The organism is Pseudomonas graminis (assembly GCF_004364335.1).
In the GTDB taxonomy this organism is placed as follows: Bacteria; Pseudomonadota; Gammaproteobacteria; order Pseudomonadales; family Pseudomonadaceae; genus Aquipseudomonas; species Aquipseudomonas graminis_D.
On record NZ_SOCR01000005.1, the window covers coordinates 193,695 to 210,259 of the forward strand.

The 16,565-nt window shown below is 61.0% G+C and carries 17 protein-coding genes and 1 pseudogene; 9 read left to right on the plus strand and 9 right to left on the minus strand.

Annotated elements, in window-relative coordinates; genetic code table 11:
• Window positions 1-174 precede the first annotated feature (174 nt).
• Window positions 175-3,024 carry a class I adenylate cyclase gene (locus tag EC919_RS10810; RefSeq protein WP_133773791.1) on the plus strand — a complete coding sequence of 950 codons (2,850 nt, stop codon included), beginning with the start codon at window positions 175-177 and terminating at the stop codon, window positions 3,022-3,024.
• A gap of 169 nt (window positions 3,025-3,193) precedes the next feature.
• Here the strand turns inward: EC919_RS10810 and EC919_RS10815 are convergent, their stop codons facing one another.
• Together EC919_RS10815 and cyaY are read right to left on the minus strand one after the other, a co-directional pair.
• Entirely contained in the window at window positions 3,194-3,427 is a 234-nt protein-coding gene (locus EC919_RS10815; protein WP_133773793.1) for a DUF1289 domain-containing protein, read from the minus strand.
• Entirely contained in the window at window positions 3,424-3,780 is a 357-nt protein-coding gene (gene cyaY / locus EC919_RS10820) for an iron donor protein CyaY (RefSeq protein WP_133773794.1), read from the minus strand. Before cyaY ends, EC919_RS10815 begins: the two co-directional genes overlap by 4 nt.
• Before the next feature lie 288 nt (window positions 3,781-4,068).
• Between cyaY and lptM the strand changes: the two genes are divergently transcribed.
• The 6 genes from lptM to EC919_RS10850 are packed head-to-tail and all read left to right on the plus strand — an operon-like array spanning window position 4,069 to window position 8,669.
• The gene (lptM, locus tag EC919_RS10825) at window positions 4,069-4,233 is read left to right on the plus strand and encodes an LPS translocon maturation chaperone LptM (protein WP_133773796.1); all 165 of its coding nucleotides are present in this window, start codon (window positions 4,069-4,071) and stop codon (window positions 4,231-4,233) included.
• Between the two features lie 9 nt (window positions 4,234-4,242).
• On the plus strand, window positions 4,243-5,490 hold the full coding sequence (gene lysA / locus EC919_RS10830) for a diaminopimelate decarboxylase (RefSeq protein WP_133773798.1): 1,248 nt from the start codon (window positions 4,243-4,245) through the stop codon (window positions 5,488-5,490).
• A gap of 4 nt (window positions 5,491-5,494) precedes the next feature.
• Window positions 5,495-6,325, plus strand: coding sequence for a diaminopimelate epimerase (gene dapF / locus EC919_RS10835; RefSeq protein WP_133773800.1), 831 nt, complete (start codon window positions 5,495-5,497; stop codon window positions 6,323-6,325).
• A 13-nt stretch (window positions 6,326-6,338) separates the two neighbouring features.
• Window positions 6,339-7,076 carry a DUF484 family protein gene (locus EC919_RS10840; RefSeq protein WP_133773802.1) on the plus strand — a complete coding sequence of 246 codons (738 nt, stop codon included), beginning with the start codon at window positions 6,339-6,341 and terminating at the stop codon, window positions 7,074-7,076.
• 2 nt (window positions 7,077-7,078) lie between these two features.
• Window positions 7,079-7,984: a tyrosine recombinase XerC gene (gene xerC, locus EC919_RS10845; protein WP_133773804.1), complete on the plus strand. Its 906-nt coding sequence runs from the start codon at window positions 7,079-7,081 to the stop codon at window positions 7,982-7,984.
• Window positions 7,974-8,669: an HAD family hydrolase gene (locus tag EC919_RS10850; RefSeq protein ID WP_133773806.1), complete on the plus strand. Its 696-nt coding sequence runs from the start codon at window positions 7,974-7,976 to the stop codon at window positions 8,667-8,669. Before xerC ends, EC919_RS10850 begins: the two co-directional genes overlap by 11 nt.
• A gap of 224 nt (window positions 8,670-8,893) precedes the next feature.
• Here the strand turns inward: EC919_RS10850 and EC919_RS10855 are convergent, their stop codons facing one another.
• The 4 genes from EC919_RS10855 to glnK all read right to left on the minus strand — a co-directional run bounded on the left by EC919_RS10855 (window position 8,894) and on the right by glnK (window position 11,708).
• Window positions 8,894-9,223 carry a hypothetical protein gene (locus tag EC919_RS10855; protein WP_122534138.1) on the minus strand — a complete coding sequence of 110 codons (330 nt, stop codon included), beginning with the start codon at window positions 9,221-9,223 and terminating at the stop codon, window positions 8,894-8,896.
• A gap of 93 nt (window positions 9,224-9,316) precedes the next feature.
• Window positions 9,317-9,748, minus strand: coding sequence for a secondary thiamine-phosphate synthase enzyme YjbQ (locus EC919_RS10860; protein ID WP_133773808.1), 432 nt, complete (start codon window positions 9,746-9,748; stop codon window positions 9,317-9,319).
• Between the two features lie 249 nt (window positions 9,749-9,997).
• Window positions 9,998-11,335 (minus strand): ammonium transporter, encoded by a 1,338-nt coding sequence (locus EC919_RS10865; protein ID WP_133773810.1) that lies wholly within the window; start codon window positions 11,333-11,335, stop codon window positions 9,998-10,000.
• 34 nt (window positions 11,336-11,369) lie between these two features.
• Complete coding sequence (glnK, locus tag EC919_RS10870; protein WP_002555808.1) at window positions 11,370-11,708, minus strand: P-II family nitrogen regulator; 339 nt, start codon at window positions 11,706-11,708, stop codon at window positions 11,370-11,372.
• A 415-nt stretch (window positions 11,709-12,123) separates the two neighbouring features.
• Here glnK and EC919_RS10875 point away from each other — a divergent pair, with 415 nt between their 5' ends.
• Window positions 12,124-12,408, plus strand: coding sequence for an accessory factor UbiK family protein (locus EC919_RS10875; protein WP_133773812.1), 285 nt, complete (start codon window positions 12,124-12,126; stop codon window positions 12,406-12,408).
• A gap of 20 nt (window positions 12,409-12,428) precedes the next feature.
• On the opposite strand, the gene EC919_RS10880 is transcribed toward EC919_RS10875, so the two are convergent.
• Window positions 12,429-12,734, minus strand: coding sequence for a HigA family addiction module antitoxin (locus EC919_RS10880; protein WP_133773814.1), 306 nt, complete (start codon window positions 12,732-12,734; stop codon window positions 12,429-12,431).
• A 118-nt stretch (window positions 12,735-12,852) separates the two neighbouring features.
• Here EC919_RS10880 and EC919_RS10885 point away from each other — a divergent pair, with 118 nt between their 5' ends.
• Window positions 12,853-14,346 (plus strand): YifB family Mg chelatase-like AAA ATPase, encoded by a 1,494-nt coding sequence (locus EC919_RS10885; protein ID WP_133773816.1) that lies wholly within the window; start codon window positions 12,853-12,855, stop codon window positions 14,344-14,346.
• A 216-nt stretch (window positions 14,347-14,562) separates the two neighbouring features.
• On the opposite strand, the gene EC919_RS27820 is transcribed toward EC919_RS10885, so the two are convergent.
• Both EC919_RS27820 and EC919_RS27825 read right to left on the minus strand, forming a co-directional pair.
• The gene (locus tag EC919_RS27820) at window positions 14,563-15,423 is read right to left on the minus strand and encodes a methyl-accepting chemotaxis protein (protein WP_432213807.1); all 861 of its coding nucleotides are present in this window, start codon (window positions 15,421-15,423) and stop codon (window positions 14,563-14,565) included.
• Window positions 15,418-16,539: pseudogene (locus EC919_RS27825) on the minus strand (Cache 3/Cache 2 fusion domain-containing protein); the annotation flags it as partial. The pseudogene EC919_RS27825 and the gene EC919_RS27820, both read right to left, overlap by 6 nt.
• Between the last annotated feature and the right edge of the window lie 26 nt (window positions 16,540-16,565).

Sequence of the window (16,565 nt, forward strand, 5' to 3'; positions counted from 1 at the left end):
CTGGACGCATCAAATAAAGGTTTCGCGAATCCTCCATTTCGACGATGCTGCGCCGATAAAATAATGGCGCCATAAAAAAGACGCGCAGCCGAGCCGTACAGGTCTACGCCCAGCTGTCTTGATTATCGCTACACCTCCACTTCATGCAGTGCCGCCCGCCGGCTTCGAGTCGCGATGACGCGTAGTTTCGAAATTCGCCCGGATCTGGATGAGGGCATTGATCGCAAGGTCCTCGCCCAGTTACGCAGCCGCTTCCTGGCCCTGAGCGAGAGTCGACTGGCGCGCGCGTACGAAGGCCTGTCGACGCGCCAGCAAAGCGTGCTTTCGCTGCTTCCGCTGTTTTTCCACGTCAATCATCCTTTGTTGCCGGGCTATGTGTCGGGCTCGACCCCCGCTGGCGTTTCCCATTACGAGCCAGACGCCCATGCCCTCGCTGAAGCGCAACGCCTGACGCGGTCGTTCTCCTACAAACCACGCCGGGTGAATCCACCGCAGCCGATTCACGGCATTTTCCTGATGGGCAGCCTTGGCACCCTCGCCCAGGCCGACCAGAGCGACATGGACGTGTGGATCTGCCACGACCCGCTGCTGTCGGCAGACGAAATTCAGGAGCTGCGCAGGAAGTGCCAATCCCTCGAAAGCTGGGCCGCAAGCATGGGCGCCGAAGCGCACTTCTTTCTCGTTGATCCGGAGCGTTTTGTCGTCGGCGAGCGCGACGCGCAACTGAGCGGCGAGGACTGCGGCACGACGCAGCATTATTTGCTGCTCGACGAGTTTTATCGCACCGCCATCTGGCTGGCCGGTCGCACCCCGATGTGGTGGCTGGTGCCAGTCTATGAGGAAACGCGCTACGCGGAATACACCCATACCCTGCTGTCGAAACGCTTTATTCGCGCTGACGAAGTGCTGGACCTCGGCAACATGTCGCACATCCCGCCGGGCGAATTCATTGGCGCCGGGCTGTGGCAACTGTTCAAGGGCATCGAATCGCCCTACAAATCGGTGCTCAAGCTGCTGCTCACCGAGGTCTATGCCAGCGAGCACCCGCAGGTGCAATGCCTGAGCATGCGCTTCAAGAAAGCCGTGTTCGCCAATCGCGCCGACCTCGACGAGCTGGACCCGTACGTGATGGTGTACCGGCGCATCGAGGAATACCTGCTGGCGCGGGGTGAGCCCGAACGGCTTGAGCTGGTACGCCGCAGTTTGTACCTGAAGGTGAACAAGAAACTCACGGGTGCCACTCGCCACCGCAGCAACGGCTGGCAGCGCCTGTTGCTGGAGCGATTGGTCAATGAGTGGAACTGGGACGAGCGTCAACTGGCGCTGCTCGACAGCCGTTGCCAATGGAAAGTGCGTCAGGTCGCCAGTGAGCGCCGCGCACTGGTTGGCGAGCTCAACTTCAGTTACCGCTTTTTGACCCAGTTCGCTCGCGCGCAAAAAGCGGTCAACTCGATCACCAAGCGCGACATGAATGTGCTCGGGCGGCGTCTGTACGCAGCCTTCGAACGCAAAGCCGGCAAGGTGGAATTTCTCAACCCGGGCATCGCGCCGGATCTGGCGGAAGACACGCTGACGCTGGCGCAGCGGCCGAACAAGCGCGAGCCCGGCAGGTATCAGTGGTGTCTCTACAATGGCAGTCTGAGTGCCCATGAGCTGGAGACGTTTGCGCCGATCAAGCGCAGTCGCGAGTTACTGGAACTGCTCGCGTGGTGCCATCGCAACAACGTCATCGACAGCAGCACGCGGCTTGCGCTGCACCCCGGCATCAGCGATCTGACCGAGTTCGAGCTGTTCAACCTGCAAGGCGCGTTGCAGCAGAGCATTGCGCTACCGCTCGCAATGGTCGATGAAGACGTCCTGTTGAGCCCGAGCGTACCCCGCGAAATTCTGCTGCTGGTCAACGTCGGCGTCGATCCACTCCGACATCACAAAGACCTGAACATCCTCATGACCACCGAGCGAACCGACTCGCTGAGCTACGCTGGTGTGCGCGAAAATCTGGTGCTGACCTTCGATCAGATCACCCTGAACAGCTGGAACGAGGTGCTGGTCAATCGCTTCGACGGCCCCCATGCCCTGCTGGAATGCCTGACAGAATTGTTCAACGGCCTGCCGGAAAAGTCCGCAAGGCCTGTCATCCGCGTGCGCTGCTTTTGCCACAACCGCGCGCAGGCCATCGCCCAGCGCGTGGAGGAGCTCATCGGCACGGCGCAACTGCTGCTGGACCGGCGCCTGAATCATCGCTATCTCATCCAGGTCGAGCAGTGGTATCACGTCCTGGAAATGATCCCCGGTCAGGTCAGTCATGTGGTGCTGGAGCATTTGCCGGCGCTGTACGACTACCTGGGAGAAGAGCTCTCAGCCTACAGCCCGATTCATCTGGACCCCCAGGCACTGGACGACTCGGACTTGTCTCTGTTCATCCCGTACGGCCAGCCCGAGTGCATTCAGGTGTTTTACCGGATCAACGAGCCGAATGCTGACCTGTACGTGCTCGATGAGCGCAATGCGCTATGGCATCAGCAGGTGCCTTATCACACTGAATCCAGCCTGCTGGTGCCAATTCAACGCTTTTTTCATTCGTTGATGTACCGCCGCGTGACGTTGCTGCCCCTGGATAACCCGCTGGAATCAACGTCGCTGGAGGCTTTGTATTACCGCATAACCCCTGATGGATCAGGGCGAGCGCGCCGCGTTGAGCATCGTCCGACCCCGGCGATGCTCAACGACAAATCGTTTTTTGACGTGCAGGCGATTATCGAGGAGGCGTCCCCCGGCCAGGTCAGCGTGACGCTGTACTGCGACGGGATGGAGTTTTCCGAGCTGGAGTATGGCGATCAGCTGTTCAGCGTCGTGGCCCGACGGATTCTCGAGCAGCGCCGCGAGCCGCAACGTTACCGCTGCTACATCACCGACCTGGACCTGTCCGGGATACTGGGGGATACGCGCGGGCAAACCATCCTGGTCCTGCGCTACAAAGCCCGGCTGGAACAATCACTGAATGCCGCGATGGATGAGGTGTGATGCCAGTGGCGGCCAGACATCAGGCCCGGCATCGCGACAGCGACCGGCCTTTGTGGGAGCCGGCTTGCTGGCGAAGGCGTTTAGTCAGACGCTGCAAGGGTAAATGCCAAATCCGGTTCGCCAGCAAGCCGGCTCCTACAGATTCAACGTTGCAAAGGGGGGCCGTGACCTAAACGCGACCGGAAGTCGCACTGCGACGCTGATCCGCCTGCCGCACGATCTCGCGGCGGCGCTCGTCGGTCGCCGCCCGCCACTCGCGGATGTCTTCGACGTGGCGCTGGCAGCCCGTGCAGACTTTGTCCTCGTCGAGCCGGCAGATGCTGATGCAGGGCGACGGCACAGCCGGGCTGACGTTGCTGAACAGGGGCTTTGGCGGTTTGACCGGGGTTGCGCTAACGGTCACTGGCGGTTGCCATCGCTGCCGTCGAGGGCGTCGAAGTCGATTTCTTCGCCCGCCTGCTCCTTCGCCAGACGATAGAGCATCTCGCTCAACAGCTCTTCGCTCTTGTCGCAGATCCAGTGCTTCGCTTCTTCGTCGTAATCAAAGTGAAAACCACCGGAAGCGGCCGCCAGCCACAGCTGACGCAACGGCTCCTGACGGCTGAAAATGAACTGCGAGCCGTTTTCGAACTTCACGGTCAGCACACCGGCCGAGCTCTCAAGGTCCAGGTCCAGACCGCTCTCGTCGAAGATGTCCTGCAGCTTTTCCTGGGTGGCATCGACCAGATCGTGAAAACGGGCTTCGGTCAAACTCATTGCATGAACCTCAAAAGTGTCGGCGGATGGCGCAGCGACGCACGATACGGTCGCTCCCCGGCAAATGCAAAGCCTACCCGCCCAAGTGTAATTGTGGGAGCGGCTTTGTCCGGGAAGGCAGCAAGCGTCTCGCCCCACCGCAGGCTGCGTCAGAAATCCGCGCGCGCCGCGCAGTCTAATTGCGCAGCGGCGTCAAACCCCCGCCGGACGGGAACTCCAGCGCATAGGCAATCTGTCGGGTGGTCGGTATACTCGGGCGCAATTAATGCTTATACAAAGGATTTCGCCATGAAGCGCCTGATTTCCTCCCTGGCCGCACTGCTTGCAGTTGCGTGTCTGGTCTCTGCCTGCGGTCAGAAAGGTCCACTGTATCTGCCCGACGACGACTCGTCCGCCGACGGCTCCAGCCAGACCAAGTCGCACTCGCACAAGCATCAGACTTCGACCTACTAGGAATCAGTCATGGACGCCTTCAACTACCGCGACGGTGAGCTGTTCGCGGAAGGAGTGGCGTTGTCTGCCATCGCCGAACGCTTCGGCACGCCGACATACGTCTATTCCCGCGCGCATATCGAGGCGCAGTACCGCGCCTACGCTGATGCCCTGAGTGGCATGCCGCACCTGGTTTGCTTCGCCGTAAAAGCCAACTCAAACCTGGGCGTTCTCAATGTCCTGGCACGTCTGGGCGCGGGTTTCGACATCGTTTCCCGCGGCGAACTGGAGCGTGTACTGGCGGCGGGCGGTCAGTCCGACAAGATTGTCTTCTCCGGCGTCGGCAAGACGCGCGATGACATGCGTCGTGCGCTGGAAGTCGGCGTGCATTGCTTCAACGTCGAATCCACCGACGAACTCGAACGTCTGCAAGTCGTCGCCGCCGAAATGGGCGTGCGCGCTCCGGTGTCGTTGCGCGTCAACCCGGACGTCGACGCCGGCACTCACCCCTACATCTCCACCGGCCTCAAGGAAAACAAATTCGGCATCGCTATCGCGGACGCCGAAGACGTTTACATCCGAGCCGCGCAGTTGCCGAATCTCGACGTCATCGGCGTCGATTGCCACATCGGTTCCCAGCTGACCACCCTTTCACCTTTCGTTGATGCACTGGATCGCTTGCTCGATCTGGTCGATCGCCTGGGCGATTGCGGCATTCTGCTAAAGCATATCGACCTGGGCGGCGGTCTGGGCGTGCGTTATCGCGACGAGGAGCCACCACTCGCGGGCGATTACATCAAGGCTGTGCGTGAACGCCTCGATGGCCGCGATCTGGCGCTGATGTTCGAGCCCGGCCGCTTCATCGTCGCCAATGCCGGCGTGCTGCTGACCCGCGTCGAGTATCTCAAGCACACCGAGCACAAAGATTTCGCCATCGTCGACGCCGCCATGAACGACCTGATTCGTCCGGCGCTGTATCAGGCGTGGATGGACGTGACAGCGGTCGAACCTCGCGACGGCGCCAAACGCACCTACGACATCGTCGGCCCGATCTGTGAAACCGGGGATTTCCTGGCCAAGGAGCGCGAACTCGCACTGGCTGAAGGCGACCTGCTGGCGGTGCATTCTGCCGGCGCCTATGGCTTCGTGATGAGCTCCAACTACAACACCCGCGGGCGTACGGCGGAGGTGCTTGTGGATGGCGAGCAAGCCTTCGAAGTGCGTCGCCGTGAAACTGTGACTGAGTTGTTTGCCGGCGAAAGCCTGCTGCCGGAGTAATCCCATGCTGCTGCGTTTTACCAAGATGCATGGCCTGGGCAATGATTTCATGGTGCTGGACCTTGTGAGCCAACACGCGCACATTTTGCCCAAGCACGCCAAGCAATGGGGTGATCGCCATACCGGTATCGGTTTCGATCAGCTGCTACTGGTCGAGGCGCCGAACAATCCGGACGTGGACTTCCGCTACCGGATTTTCAATTCCGACGGCTCCGAAGTGGAGCAATGTGGCAATGGTGCGCGCTGCTTCGCCCGTTTCGTGCTGGACAAGCGGCTGACCGCCAAGAAGCAGATCCGCGTCGAGACCAAGAGCGGCATCATCGAGCTGGACATCCGCAACGACGGCCAGATCAGCGTTGATATGGGCGCGCCGCGTCTGCTGCCGGCGGACATCCCGTTCGATGCGCCGGAGCAGGCCGCCAGTTATTCGCTTGATGTCGATGGCGAGACCGTCGAGCTTGCCGCCGTGTCCATGGGCAATCCCCACGCCGTGCTGCGCGTCTACGACATCAACAATGCGCCCGTGCATGTGCTGGGGCCGAAGATCGAGAACCATCCGCGCTTCCCGGCCCGGGTAAACGTTGGATTCCTCCACGTCGTCGATCGCCAGCGCGCGCAATTGCGGGTATGGGAGCGAGGCGCCGGGGAAACCCAGGCCTGCGGCACGGGTGCCTGCGCAGCAGCGGTTGCAGCCATTACTCAGGGCTGGATGGATTCGCCAATGCTGATCGACCTGCCGGGCGGACGCCTGTCCATCGAGTGGGCCGGCCCCGGCCATTCGGTGGTGATGACTGGCCCGGCTGTCCGGGTTTACGAAGGCCAAGTACGTCTATGAGTGAGAGTATCCAATGACCGACCAGCCTCAGACTTCAAACGACACGCCCGGCCAGTCCCCTGCCGAGGACGCAGTGCCTGCCCTTGAAGCCGAGGCGGTTGCGGCCTGGCTGCAACAACACCCTGATTTCTTCGCCGAGCACGACGAATTGCTGGCGATGATGCGCGTGCCGCACCAACGAGGCGACACCGTCTCGCTGGTCGAGCGCCAGCTCAAACTGCTGCGCGAGCGCAACATCGAGATGCGTCACCGGCTCTCTCAACTGATGGACGTGGCCCGAGACAACGACCGGCTGTTCGAAAAAACCCGCAGGCTGATTCTCGATCTGATGGACGCGACCAGTCTGGAAGAGATCGTCATCTGCGTGGAAGACAGCCTGCGCCAGGAGTTTCAGGTGCCCTTCGTCAGCCTTATCCTGTTCAGCGACAACCCAATGACCGTCGGCCGCTGGGTGAGCGCCGCCGACGCGCAGAAAGCCATTGGCGGGCTGATGTCCGGCGGCAAGACCCTGTGCGGCGCACTGCGTGAGCATGAACTCGAGTTTCTGTTCGGCAGCGAGCAAGCCAAGGAAGTCGGCTCAACGGCCCTGGCCGCCCTCACCCATCAGGGCCTGCACGGCGTTCTGGCGATCGGCAGCCGGGATCCGCAGCATTACAAAAGCTCGGTCGGTACGCTGTTTCTCAGTTACATCGCCGATGTGCTTAGCCGCCTGCTGCCACGCTTCACCCATTCGCTGCGTTCGGTTCACTAGTCATGGAGCGGCAACTGGACGCGTACTGCACGCACCTGCGCAGTGAGCGCCAAGTGTCGAGCCATACGCTTGAAGCCTATCGCCGCGACCTGAATAAAGTCCTGGCGTTCTGCGAAAAGCAGCACATCGACACGTGGAAGGCGCTGGATATTCAGGCCATGCGCAGCCTGGTCGCTCGCCTTCATCAGCAGGGCCAATCCTCGCGCAGCCTGGCCAGACTGCTGTCAGCCGTTCGCGGCTTTTATCACTACCTCAACCGCGAAGGCTTCTGCGATCACGATCCGGCCAATGGCCTGTCACCGCCCAAGGGCGAGCGTCGCCTGCCGAAAACTCTCGATGCCGACCGCGCCCTGCAACTGCTTGAAGGCGGGGTCGAAGACGATTTTCTGGCCCGGCGCGATCAGGCCATCCTCGAGCTGTTCTATTCCTCAGGCCTGCGGCTGTCCGAGCTGACCGGGCTGAACTGTGCAGACCTGGATCTGGCGGAAGGTCTCGTGCAGGTCCTCGGCAAAGGCAGCAAAAGCCGCGTTTTACCGGTCGGCCGAAAGGCCCGGGAAGCGCTGGAGGAATGGCTCAAGCAACGGGCGCTGGCCAATCCGCAGGACGATGCAGTGTTCGTCAGCCAGCAAGGTCGCCGTCTGGGGCCGCGCTCGATCCAACTGCGGGTCAAGGCCGCCGGCGAACGCGAGTTGGGCCAGAACCTGCACCCGCACATGCTTCGTCATTCTTTCGCCAGTCACTTGCTGGAGTCGTCCCAGGACCTGCGCGCCGTGCAGGAGCTGCTGGGCCACGCCGATATCGCCACCACTCAGATCTACACCCATCTGGATTTCCAGCATCTGGCCACGGTGTATGACAGCGCCCATCCACGGGCCAAGCGCAAAGGTAACGTCGATAATGAGCATTAAGCTGATCACCTTCGATCTGGACGACACGCTGTGGGAAACCGCACCGGCCATTGTCAGTGCTGAAGCCAAGTTGCGTGAGTGGCTGGCTGCCAACGCACCAAAACTCGGGGCGGTTCCAGTCGAGCACCTGTGGGAAATCCGCTCGCGACTCATCGAAGAGGATCCGACGTTCAAGCACCGGATCAGTTCGTTGCGCCGCACGGTGCTTTTTCACGCTCTTGAGGATGCCGGGTATGGTCATGCCCAAGCCCATGAGCTGGCGGATCAAAGCTTTGAAGTGTTCCTTCAGGGGCGACACCAGTTGGACATCTTTCCTGAAGTGGTTCCGACGCTGGAGATCCTGACCAAGTCTTACACGCTGGGTGTCGTGACCAACGGCAATGCCGACGTCCGCCGCCTCGGCCTGGCCGACTATTTCGCCTTCGCGCTGTGCGCCGAAGACCTGGGCATCGGCAAACCCGACCCTGCGCCTTTCGTCGAAGCGCTGAAGCGGGGCAATGCCGATGCCAGCCAGGCCGTGCATGTCGGTGATCATCCGGGTGACGACATCGCCGGCGCTCAACAGGCGGGCATGCGGGCTATCTGGTACAACCCCGGCGGCAAGGTATGGGAAGCTGAAAGAGCGCCGGATGCCGTAATCAACAGCCTGACGCAATTGCCCGAGGTGCTGACGCGCTGGGGCTGATCAATAAGTCCCGCTTCGTGCACGCCGCTTTTTGTAGGAGCGCGCTTGCCCGCGAACTGCGGTAGGTCAGCTACACATTTATATCAGGCACATCGCGATTCGCGGGCAAGCCCGCTCCTGCAGCATTGCCCGACGCCAGTACCTGACAACTAAACGACCCGAATCGCAGGCAATAAAAAACCCGCAGCGACAGCGGGTTTTTCATCAAGCGCGCAGCAGGTCCCTTAGATGGGACGGCTGCCGTACTTGTTGTCGGGCTTCTTGGGCGGATCGGCGACCACGTTGGCCTCCACTTCCACGACCTTGCCCCCGCGAGCCAGGAACTCTTCCATCGCGCGAGCCAGAGCATCACGCTCTTTATTCTTGGCTTCCACGCTGGGCAATTCGTCGACCGAGACGGCAGCCTTGGCCTTGCCTTTGGCCGGAGTCGCAGAGACTTCAGCGCTGTCGTCGACCTCCACTACATCTTCATCGGACGCCGCAGCAAGCCCCTCGCCGCCCTCCTCGTCTTCCAGCTCGTCTTCCAGACCTTCTTCGATGTCGTCGTCGCTCATGTTCTACCTCATGACTTGCGAAAGCAGATTAGTTATAGCCCAGCCGGGCTTGATTTCTTGAACAGCCGGAAAAAATTCAACTACCGTGTACTTTCAGCGGTCGTGTTCGTCACCCTGAAGCGTGACGAGGACTTTACGGGCACCACCTGCATCGCGGTGCTCGCCCAGATAAATACCTTGCCATGTGCCCAACGCCAGCCGTCCATTTGTAACCGGCAATGTAAGCTGGCAGCCAAGCAGACTGGCTTTGAAGTGCGCCGGCAGATCATCGGGCCCTTCGTCGTCATGCTCATAGCCGTCTCGCCCCTGGGGCACCAGACGGTTGAAGAAACGCTCGAAATCACGACGTACCGCCGGGTCGGCGTTCTCGTTGACAGTCAACGAGGCCGAAGTGTGTTGCAACCAGACATGCAGCAGGCCAATGCGGCATTCGCGTAATTCACGAACGCCCGCAACAATCTCGTCAGTCACCACATGGAAACCACGAGGCCTTGCCCGCAGCGTGATCAAGGTCTGTTGCCACATACCGTTCTCCGCCCTTCGGCGCGCATTCTAACGCGCTGGAAAAAAAAACAAAGTGCGTAATGAGCGACGACTTTCAGGAGCGCTGAACAAGGGCATTTATGCCCTCTCAAGCATCGAGAATCGTCAGGTTAGGCCGAACATTGCAGCGGATGTTCCTGCCGGGAACGCCCGCCCGCTGTGCGGACATCCCTATCGACAAACGTCAGACAAAAAAATGCCCGGAGACCCGGGCATTTTTTCACGCGTGGATTACAAGTTGTAGCCACGTTCGTTGTGTTGCGCCAGATCCAGGCCGACTGCCTCTTCTTCCTCGGTGACACGCAGGCCCATGACCATGTCGAGCACCTTGAGGATGATGAAGGTCACGATCGCGGTGTAGATGACCGTGAAGCCGACGCCTTTGCATTGAATCCAGACTTGTGCCGCGATGTCGGTCACGGTGCCGAAGCCGCCCAGCGAAGGGGCTGCAAACACGCCGGTCAGGATCGCGCCAAGGATACCGCCGATACCGTGAACGCCGAAAGCATCCAGGGAGTCGTCGTAGCCCAGCTTGCGTTTCAGGCTGGTGGCGCAGAAGAAGCAGACCACGCCTGCCGCCAGACCGATGATCAGGCCGCCCATTGGGCCGACAGTACCAGCGGCCGGAGTGACGGCAACCAGACCGGCAACCACACCCGAGGCGATGCCCAGAGCGCTTGGCTTACCGTGGGTCAGCCATTCGGCGAACATCCAGCCCAGTGCTGCGGCAGCGGTAGCGATCTGGGTGACCAGCATGGCCATACCCGCGGTGCCGTTGGCCGCAGCCGCAGAACCTGCGTTGAAACCGAACCAGCCCACCCAGAGCATGGCCGCGCCGACCAGGGTGTAACCCAGATTGTGCGGAGCCATCGGGGTGGTCGGGAAACCTTTGCGCTTGCCCAGTACCAGGCACGCTACCAGGCCAGCCACACCGGCGTTGATGTGGACAACGGTGCCGCCCGCGAAGTCGAGAACGCCCCAGTCCCACAACAGACCACCGACGCCGCTCCAGACCATGTGCGCAATCGGCGCATAAACCAGAGTGAACCATATCCCCATGAAGATCAGCATCGCGGAGAACTTCATGCGTTCTGCGAAGGCGCCGACAATCAGGGCCGGGGTGATGATGGCGAAAGTCATCTGGAAGGTCACGAAAACGGCTTCCGGGAACAGTGCCGCAGGACCGGTAATGCTCGCAGGGGTGATGCCTGCCAGGAACGCCTTCGAAAGACCGCCGACGAAGGAGTTGAAGTTGACGACGTTGACTTCCATACCGGTGGTATCGAACGCCATGCTGTAGCCGTAGACGACCCACAGGATGCTGATCAGGCCGGTAATGGCGAAGCACTGCATCATCACGGAAAGAATGTTTTTCGAGCGGACCATGCCGCCGTAGAACAGCGCCAGACCGGGGATGGTCATGAACAGCACCAGCGCGGTGGAGGTGAGCATCCAGGCGGTGTCGCCGGAATTGAGTACGGGGGCTGCCACTTCGTCTGCCGCCATGGCCAAGCCAGGGGTTACGAGGGACAACAGGGCTCCTAGCCCTGCGAATTGACGCAGAGTCATATTGTTTTCTCCTGGGGCGTTGGGGTTTGGCGGCTTAGATTGCGTCGGTATCGGTTTCGCCGGTACGGATGCGGATAGCCTGTTCCAGATTGACCACGAAGATCTTTCCGTCACCGATCTTGCCGGTGTTGGCCGCTTTGGTTATCGCTTCGATAACGCGGTCCAGATCCTTGTCGTCGATCGCAACATCGATCTTCACCTTGGGGAGGAAGTCGACTACATACTCCGCACCGCGATACAGCTCGGTGTGGCCTTTCTGACGTCCGAAGCCTTTGACTTCAGTAACCGTGATGCCCTGCACGCCGATTTCGGACAGCGACTCGCGTACGTCGTCCAGCTTGAACGGCTTGATGATGGCAGTGACTAGCTTCATGAAACTTTCTCCCGAATTGGTGGACTTGCCCCAGGAAAACAAACCCGACTCAAGTCTAAGCGCAGTGTCTGGCTTTGTAACGCGTCGTGTCCGTAACAGACCTGACCAACCCCAGAAAACCGCTTCTGACGAAACATTCCCCGCTCCGCCTGCCGCACTGCATTCGTCACAGCGACTGCATCAGTGCATGGGTTACAAGCCACTAAGCAGAAAGCTTGCCATTTCATCGATCAGCGTGAATTTCGGCACTTCGACCGTGAATTCACGCTTCAGCGTAGTCGTCGATTGCCATCACCGCACAACAACGGTGCGCCCGTGCCCGAAGCCATGCGCAAAAAGCGTGCAGAGCATTGCGTGCGGCGGAGGGCCGAAAGCTGCGTGCTACACTCGCGCCCTCTGATTCTGGAGTTTCATCATGCTCGCCCCCAAAGCCTTTCTCGACGCCCTGAGCGGCCACGCCTCCCGCCTGTTCAATGGCGAAACCCCGGTTCCCCGCAGCGAATTCGAAACCCAGTTCAAGGCGCTGCTGCAGAGCGGCTTCAGCAAGCTGGACTTGGTCAGCCGGGAAGAATTCGACAGCCAGATGATCGTCCTCGCCCGCACCCGCGCCCGTCTTGAGGCACTGGAAGCGAAGATGGCGGAGATGGAAGCGCAGTTGGCCACGCAACCGAAAGTGCCAGGGGCTGAGCCACAGAGTTGAGCGCTGAATGCTGATGTTGCTCAGGCGCAGTGCGCAATGCGCTGAACCTGAGCTTTGATCGCGTCACCTCGCTCGATCTCTGCTTTGCGCAGGTCGTAGGTGAGTTGCAAGTTCAGCCAGAACTCCGGGGTGGTTTCGAAACACGCCGCCAAGCGTAGCGCCATGTCGGCGCTGACGCCCCTGCGTTGCAGGACGATATCGTTGACGGTGGGTGTTGAGACGCCCAGCGCCCGAGCCAGCGCTGCTGAGGCAAGGCCCAAGGGTTCGAGGAACTCTTCTTTGAGAATTTCCCCGGGATGTACAGAGCGCATTCCAGTCCTGGTCATGATTCATCTCACTCCTTCGATTCATACACATGCCGTAGAACATGCACGGGGCCGCAGGCCGGAGCAATGACTATCCTTCAGCTCGCCGCAGGAAGCGGTGCTGCCTTCAAGGAAAGACATGTCCCTCGCGATTGTTCTGAGCCGTGCCCAGGTTGGCGTTGAAGCGCCTGCCGTGACCGTCGAAACCCATCTCGCCAATGGGCTGCCCAGCCTGACGCTGGTGGGTCTGCCGGAAGGCGCGGTGAAGGAGAGCAAGGATCGGGTGCGCAGTGCGATCCTTAACTGTCGACTGGAATTTCCCGCGCGACGCATCACGCTAAACCTCGCCCCTGCCGATTTGCCCAAGGACGGCGGACGCTTTGATCTTGCTATCGCACTTGGCTTGCTCGCCGCCAGCGCGCAGGTGCCGACGCTTGCGCTGGAGGGCATTGAATGCCTAGGGGAGCTGGCATTGTCCGGTGCGATTCGGCCCGTGCAGGGCGTGCTACCGGCGGCGCTTGCTGCGCGTGAAGCGGGCCACACGCTGATCGTGCCGGCGGTGAATGCCGAGGAAGCGTGTCTGGCGTCAGGCCTGAAGGTAATCGCGGTCAGTCATCTGCTGGAGCTGGTGTCACACTTGAATGGGCATACGGTCATCCCGCCCTATAAATCCAATGGCCTGATTCTGCAGACACAGCCTTATCCCGACTTGAGTGAGGTGCAGGGCCAAACCGCCGCCAAGCGCGCTCTGTTGGTAGCCGCCGCCGGTGCACACAACCTTCTTTTCAGCGGCCCACCCGGAACCGGCAAAACGCTACTCGCGAGCCGTTTGCCAGGGCTGTTGCCGCCGCTGGATGAGCTCGAAGCGCTGGAGGTGGCGGCAATTCAGTCGGTCGCCAGTCACGCCCCGCTGACCAGTTGGCCACAGCGCCCTTTTCGGCAACCCCATCATTCGGCATCGGGCCCTGCGCTGGTCGGCGGTGGCAGTCGCCCGCAACCTGGCGAAATTACCCTCGCGCACCACGGCGTGCTGTTTCTGGACGAGCTTCCGGAATTTGATCGGCGTGTGCTGGAGGTGCTGCGCGAACCCCTTGAGTCAGGCTACATCGTGATTTCCCGGGCGCGGGACCGGGTGCGCTTTCCGGCGCGCTTTCAACTGGTCGCGGCGATGAACCCATGCCCGTGCGGTTATCACGGCGAGCCGACCGGGCGCTGCCGCTGCTCAACCGATCAGATTCAGCGGTACCGCAACAAGCTGTCTGGCCCATTGCTCGACCGGATCGACCTGCATCTGACGGTCGCTCGGGAAACCACCTCCTTGGCCGCCACTGCAGACAGCAAGGGTGAAAGCGCCAGCGCAGCGGAGGTGGTATCCGACGCACGCCAGCGCCAACAGCGCCGCCAGGGTTGCGCCAACGCCTTTCTTGATCTGCCTGCGCTGCGCCAGCACTGCGCGCTGCTACCGGAAGACGAAGCCTGGCTCGAGAATGCTTGCGAACGCCTGAACCTCTCCCTGCGCGCTGCACACCGATTGCTGAAAGTCGCGCGGACGCTGGCGGATCTGGAGAAGGTGGACGCCATCGCCCGATGCCACATTGCTGAGGCTTTGCAGTATCGGCCTTCGTCGAATTGAAGACCGGATACACCGTGGGTTGTAAGGAGATCCACTGTAGGAGCGCGCTTACCCGCGAACGCGTCTTTTCAGTCGCCATCGGTGCAATCTGACCCACCGCATTCGCGGGCAAGCGCGCTCCTACAAACGTGCATCGCCGGTGACGTTCGGGCAAATGGGGCGCTTGAAAAAAACGAACGCACCCCGACAGTCAAGCAATTCGGCAGCGTCTCAGCCTCACCGAAACCGATCCACTTCCTTCTGCAAGTCAGCCGCCACGGCATTCAGCTCTTGAGCCGTGATCGCCAGATTGGACACGACTTCGCGTTGCTCGCTGTTCGCCAGGGCGATGCTTTGCAGGTTGGCGCTGAGCAGCGTTGCGGTGTTGCTCTGCTCTTGGGTCGCGGTGGTGATGGACGTGAATTGCTCGCCGGCCGAGCGGCTTTGTTCGTCGATCTGGGCCAGCGCTGCCGCGACTTTGGCGTTGCGCGACAGGCCTTCCTGCATCAGCGCGTTACCTTGCTGCATGGTGTTGATGGCATTGCTGGTCTCTTGCTGGATGCTGCTGATCATGCCGGAGATTTCGTCGGTGGCCTGACGCGTACGTGATGCCAGGCTGCGGACTTCATCCGCTACCACCGCAAAGCCACGGCCTTGCTCACCGGCGCGTGCTGCTTCAATCGCGGCGTTGAGGGCCAGGAGGTTGGTCTGCTCGGCGATCGAGGTGATGACGCTGACAATCCCGCCGATCTCCTGCGAGCGTTGGCCCAAGGTATCGATCACCGTCGCGGTGCTGCTCAGCGAGCCTGCAATTTGCTCCAGCGAGGCCGATGCCTCTTCCATGGACGTGCGACCGATGCGTGTCTGCTGGGCATTGCCCTGCGCCATGCGTTCGGTGGTGCCCATGTTGTCGGCGATGGTCAGAGCCGTGGCGCTGAACTCCTCCACCGCGCCGGCCATGCTGGTGATTTCGCCGGATTGCTGCTCCATCCCTTCATAAGCGCCGCCCGACAGACCGGACAGTGCGTTGGCTCGACCGCTGACTTCCAGCGCGGCCGTACGGATGTGGGACACCATGGTTTCCAGCGCCTGGCCCATCTTGTTGAAACTACCCGCCAACTGACCAATTTCGTCATGGCTGGAAATGTTCAGTCGTGCGCTCAAATCACCTGCGCCGAGGGCTTCTGCCTGACTGACCAACGCCGACAGCGGCCGCAGCTTGCTGCGCAACAGCCAGATCGCGGCACTGACAGCGATCAACATGGCCAGAAGGCTGCCGATGGCCAATTGCGTACCGACGCTCCAGGTCACAGCGCTGATTTCATCCTTGGGCATCGTCGCCAGAACCGTCCAAGGGCCACCGGTAAACTTCTCGCCGACGGTGTAGAAATCCTCACCGGCGTCCTGCCAGAAACGCCCAACGCTCGGGGTCTTGGCGAACTCAGCCAATGTAGTGCTTGCCTGATCCAGATCCTTCACGCCGGCAGGTGCCACCAGCCATTTGTTCTGCTCATCAAGCAGGGCCAGCGAACCGGTGGAACCGATGCGGAAGTTTTTCAGGTTGTCGAACTGCGCCTTCTGCGCGTCGGTGTAGTCGAAGCCGACGAACAGCACGGCGATGACTTTGCCGCTGGCGTCACGCACAGGGCTGTACTGCGTCATGTACAGCCGATCGAACAACAGCGCGCGACCGACGTATCCCTGCCCGGCGAGCAACTTGTCGTAGGCCGGATGCTTGTGATCCAGCGAGGTACCGAGGGCGCGTGAGCCGTCCTGCTTGCTCAGGGAAGTGCTGACACGCACGAAGTCGTCGCCGCTGCGAACGAAGACCGTCGCCACGCCGGCAGTCATGTTTTTGAAGTCGTCGACTTCCGTGAAGTCGTTGTTCAGTGCAGTGCCGTTCATCAGCAGCGCAGGGGTCTGCACGCCCGCGACCGCAATCTGCTGATCGCCCTGCAGGCTCAGGCCGCCCGAAAAACGCTTCTCGAACAGGCCGCTCAGACGCAGGGTGCTGTCACGCAAGGTGCTGTGGAAGGTATTCAACTGGTCGGCGAGCAAACGAGCTTCGCTGCCCATGTGCTCTTCACGGATGACCAGGTTTGCCGCGTCCAGTGAGCGCAGGGCGAACAGGGTGCTGCCGCTGATGACGACGGCCAGAATAACGGCCAGGGCAATGCCGAGTTGCGAAGCAATTCGGGCGCGAGGCTGAGGCATTGGGGCTCCTTGCCGAACGACTGGGC

Excerpts from the sequence above, each read along its gene's own strand:
- EC919_RS10810 (WP_133773791.1), top strand. The coding sequence starts at position 175 with ATGACGCGTAGTTTCGAAATTCGCCCGGATCTGGATGAGGGCATTGAT.
- cyaY (WP_133773794.1), bottom strand. The coding sequence starts at position 3,780 with ATGAGTTTGACCGAAGCCCGTTTTCACGATCTGGTCGATGCCACCCAG.
- lptM (WP_133773796.1), top strand. The coding sequence starts at position 4,069 with ATGAAGCGCCTGATTTCCTCCCTGGCCGCACTGCTTGCAGTTGCGTGT.
- lysA (WP_133773798.1), top strand. The coding sequence starts at position 4,243 with ATGGACGCCTTCAACTACCGCGACGGTGAGCTGTTCGCGGAAGGAGTG.
- dapF (WP_133773800.1), top strand. The coding sequence starts at position 5,495 with ATGCTGCTGCGTTTTACCAAGATGCATGGCCTGGGCAATGATTTCATG.
- EC919_RS10840 (WP_133773802.1), top strand. The coding sequence starts at position 6,339 with ATGACCGACCAGCCTCAGACTTCAAACGACACGCCCGGCCAGTCCCCT.
- xerC (WP_133773804.1), top strand. The coding sequence starts at position 7,079 with ATGGAGCGGCAACTGGACGCGTACTGCACGCACCTGCGCAGTGAGCGC.
- EC919_RS10850 (WP_133773806.1), top strand. The coding sequence starts at position 7,974 with ATGAGCATTAAGCTGATCACCTTCGATCTGGACGACACGCTGTGGGAA.
- EC919_RS10855 (WP_122534138.1), bottom strand. The coding sequence starts at position 9,223 with ATGAGCGACGACGACATCGAAGAAGGTCTGGAAGACGAGCTGGAAGAC.
- EC919_RS10860 (WP_133773808.1), bottom strand. The coding sequence starts at position 9,748 with ATGTGGCAACAGACCTTGATCACGCTGCGGGCAAGGCCTCGTGGTTTC.
- EC919_RS10865 (WP_133773810.1), bottom strand. The coding sequence starts at position 11,335 with ATGACTCTGCGTCAATTCGCAGGGCTAGGAGCCCTGTTGTCCCTCGTA.
- glnK (WP_002555808.1), bottom strand. The coding sequence starts at position 11,708 with ATGAAGCTAGTCACTGCCATCATCAAGCCGTTCAAGCTGGACGACGTA.
- EC919_RS10875 (WP_133773812.1), top strand. The coding sequence starts at position 12,124 with ATGCTCGCCCCCAAAGCCTTTCTCGACGCCCTGAGCGGCCACGCCTCC.
- EC919_RS10880 (WP_133773814.1), bottom strand. The coding sequence starts at position 12,734 with ATGACCAGGACTGGAATGCGCTCTGTACATCCCGGGGAAATTCTCAAA.
- EC919_RS10885 (WP_133773816.1), top strand. The coding sequence starts at position 12,853 with ATGTCCCTCGCGATTGTTCTGAGCCGTGCCCAGGTTGGCGTTGAAGCG.
- EC919_RS27820 (WP_432213807.1), bottom strand. The coding sequence starts at position 15,423 with ATGGGCCAGGCGCTGGAAACCATGGTGTCCCACATCCGTACGGCCGCG.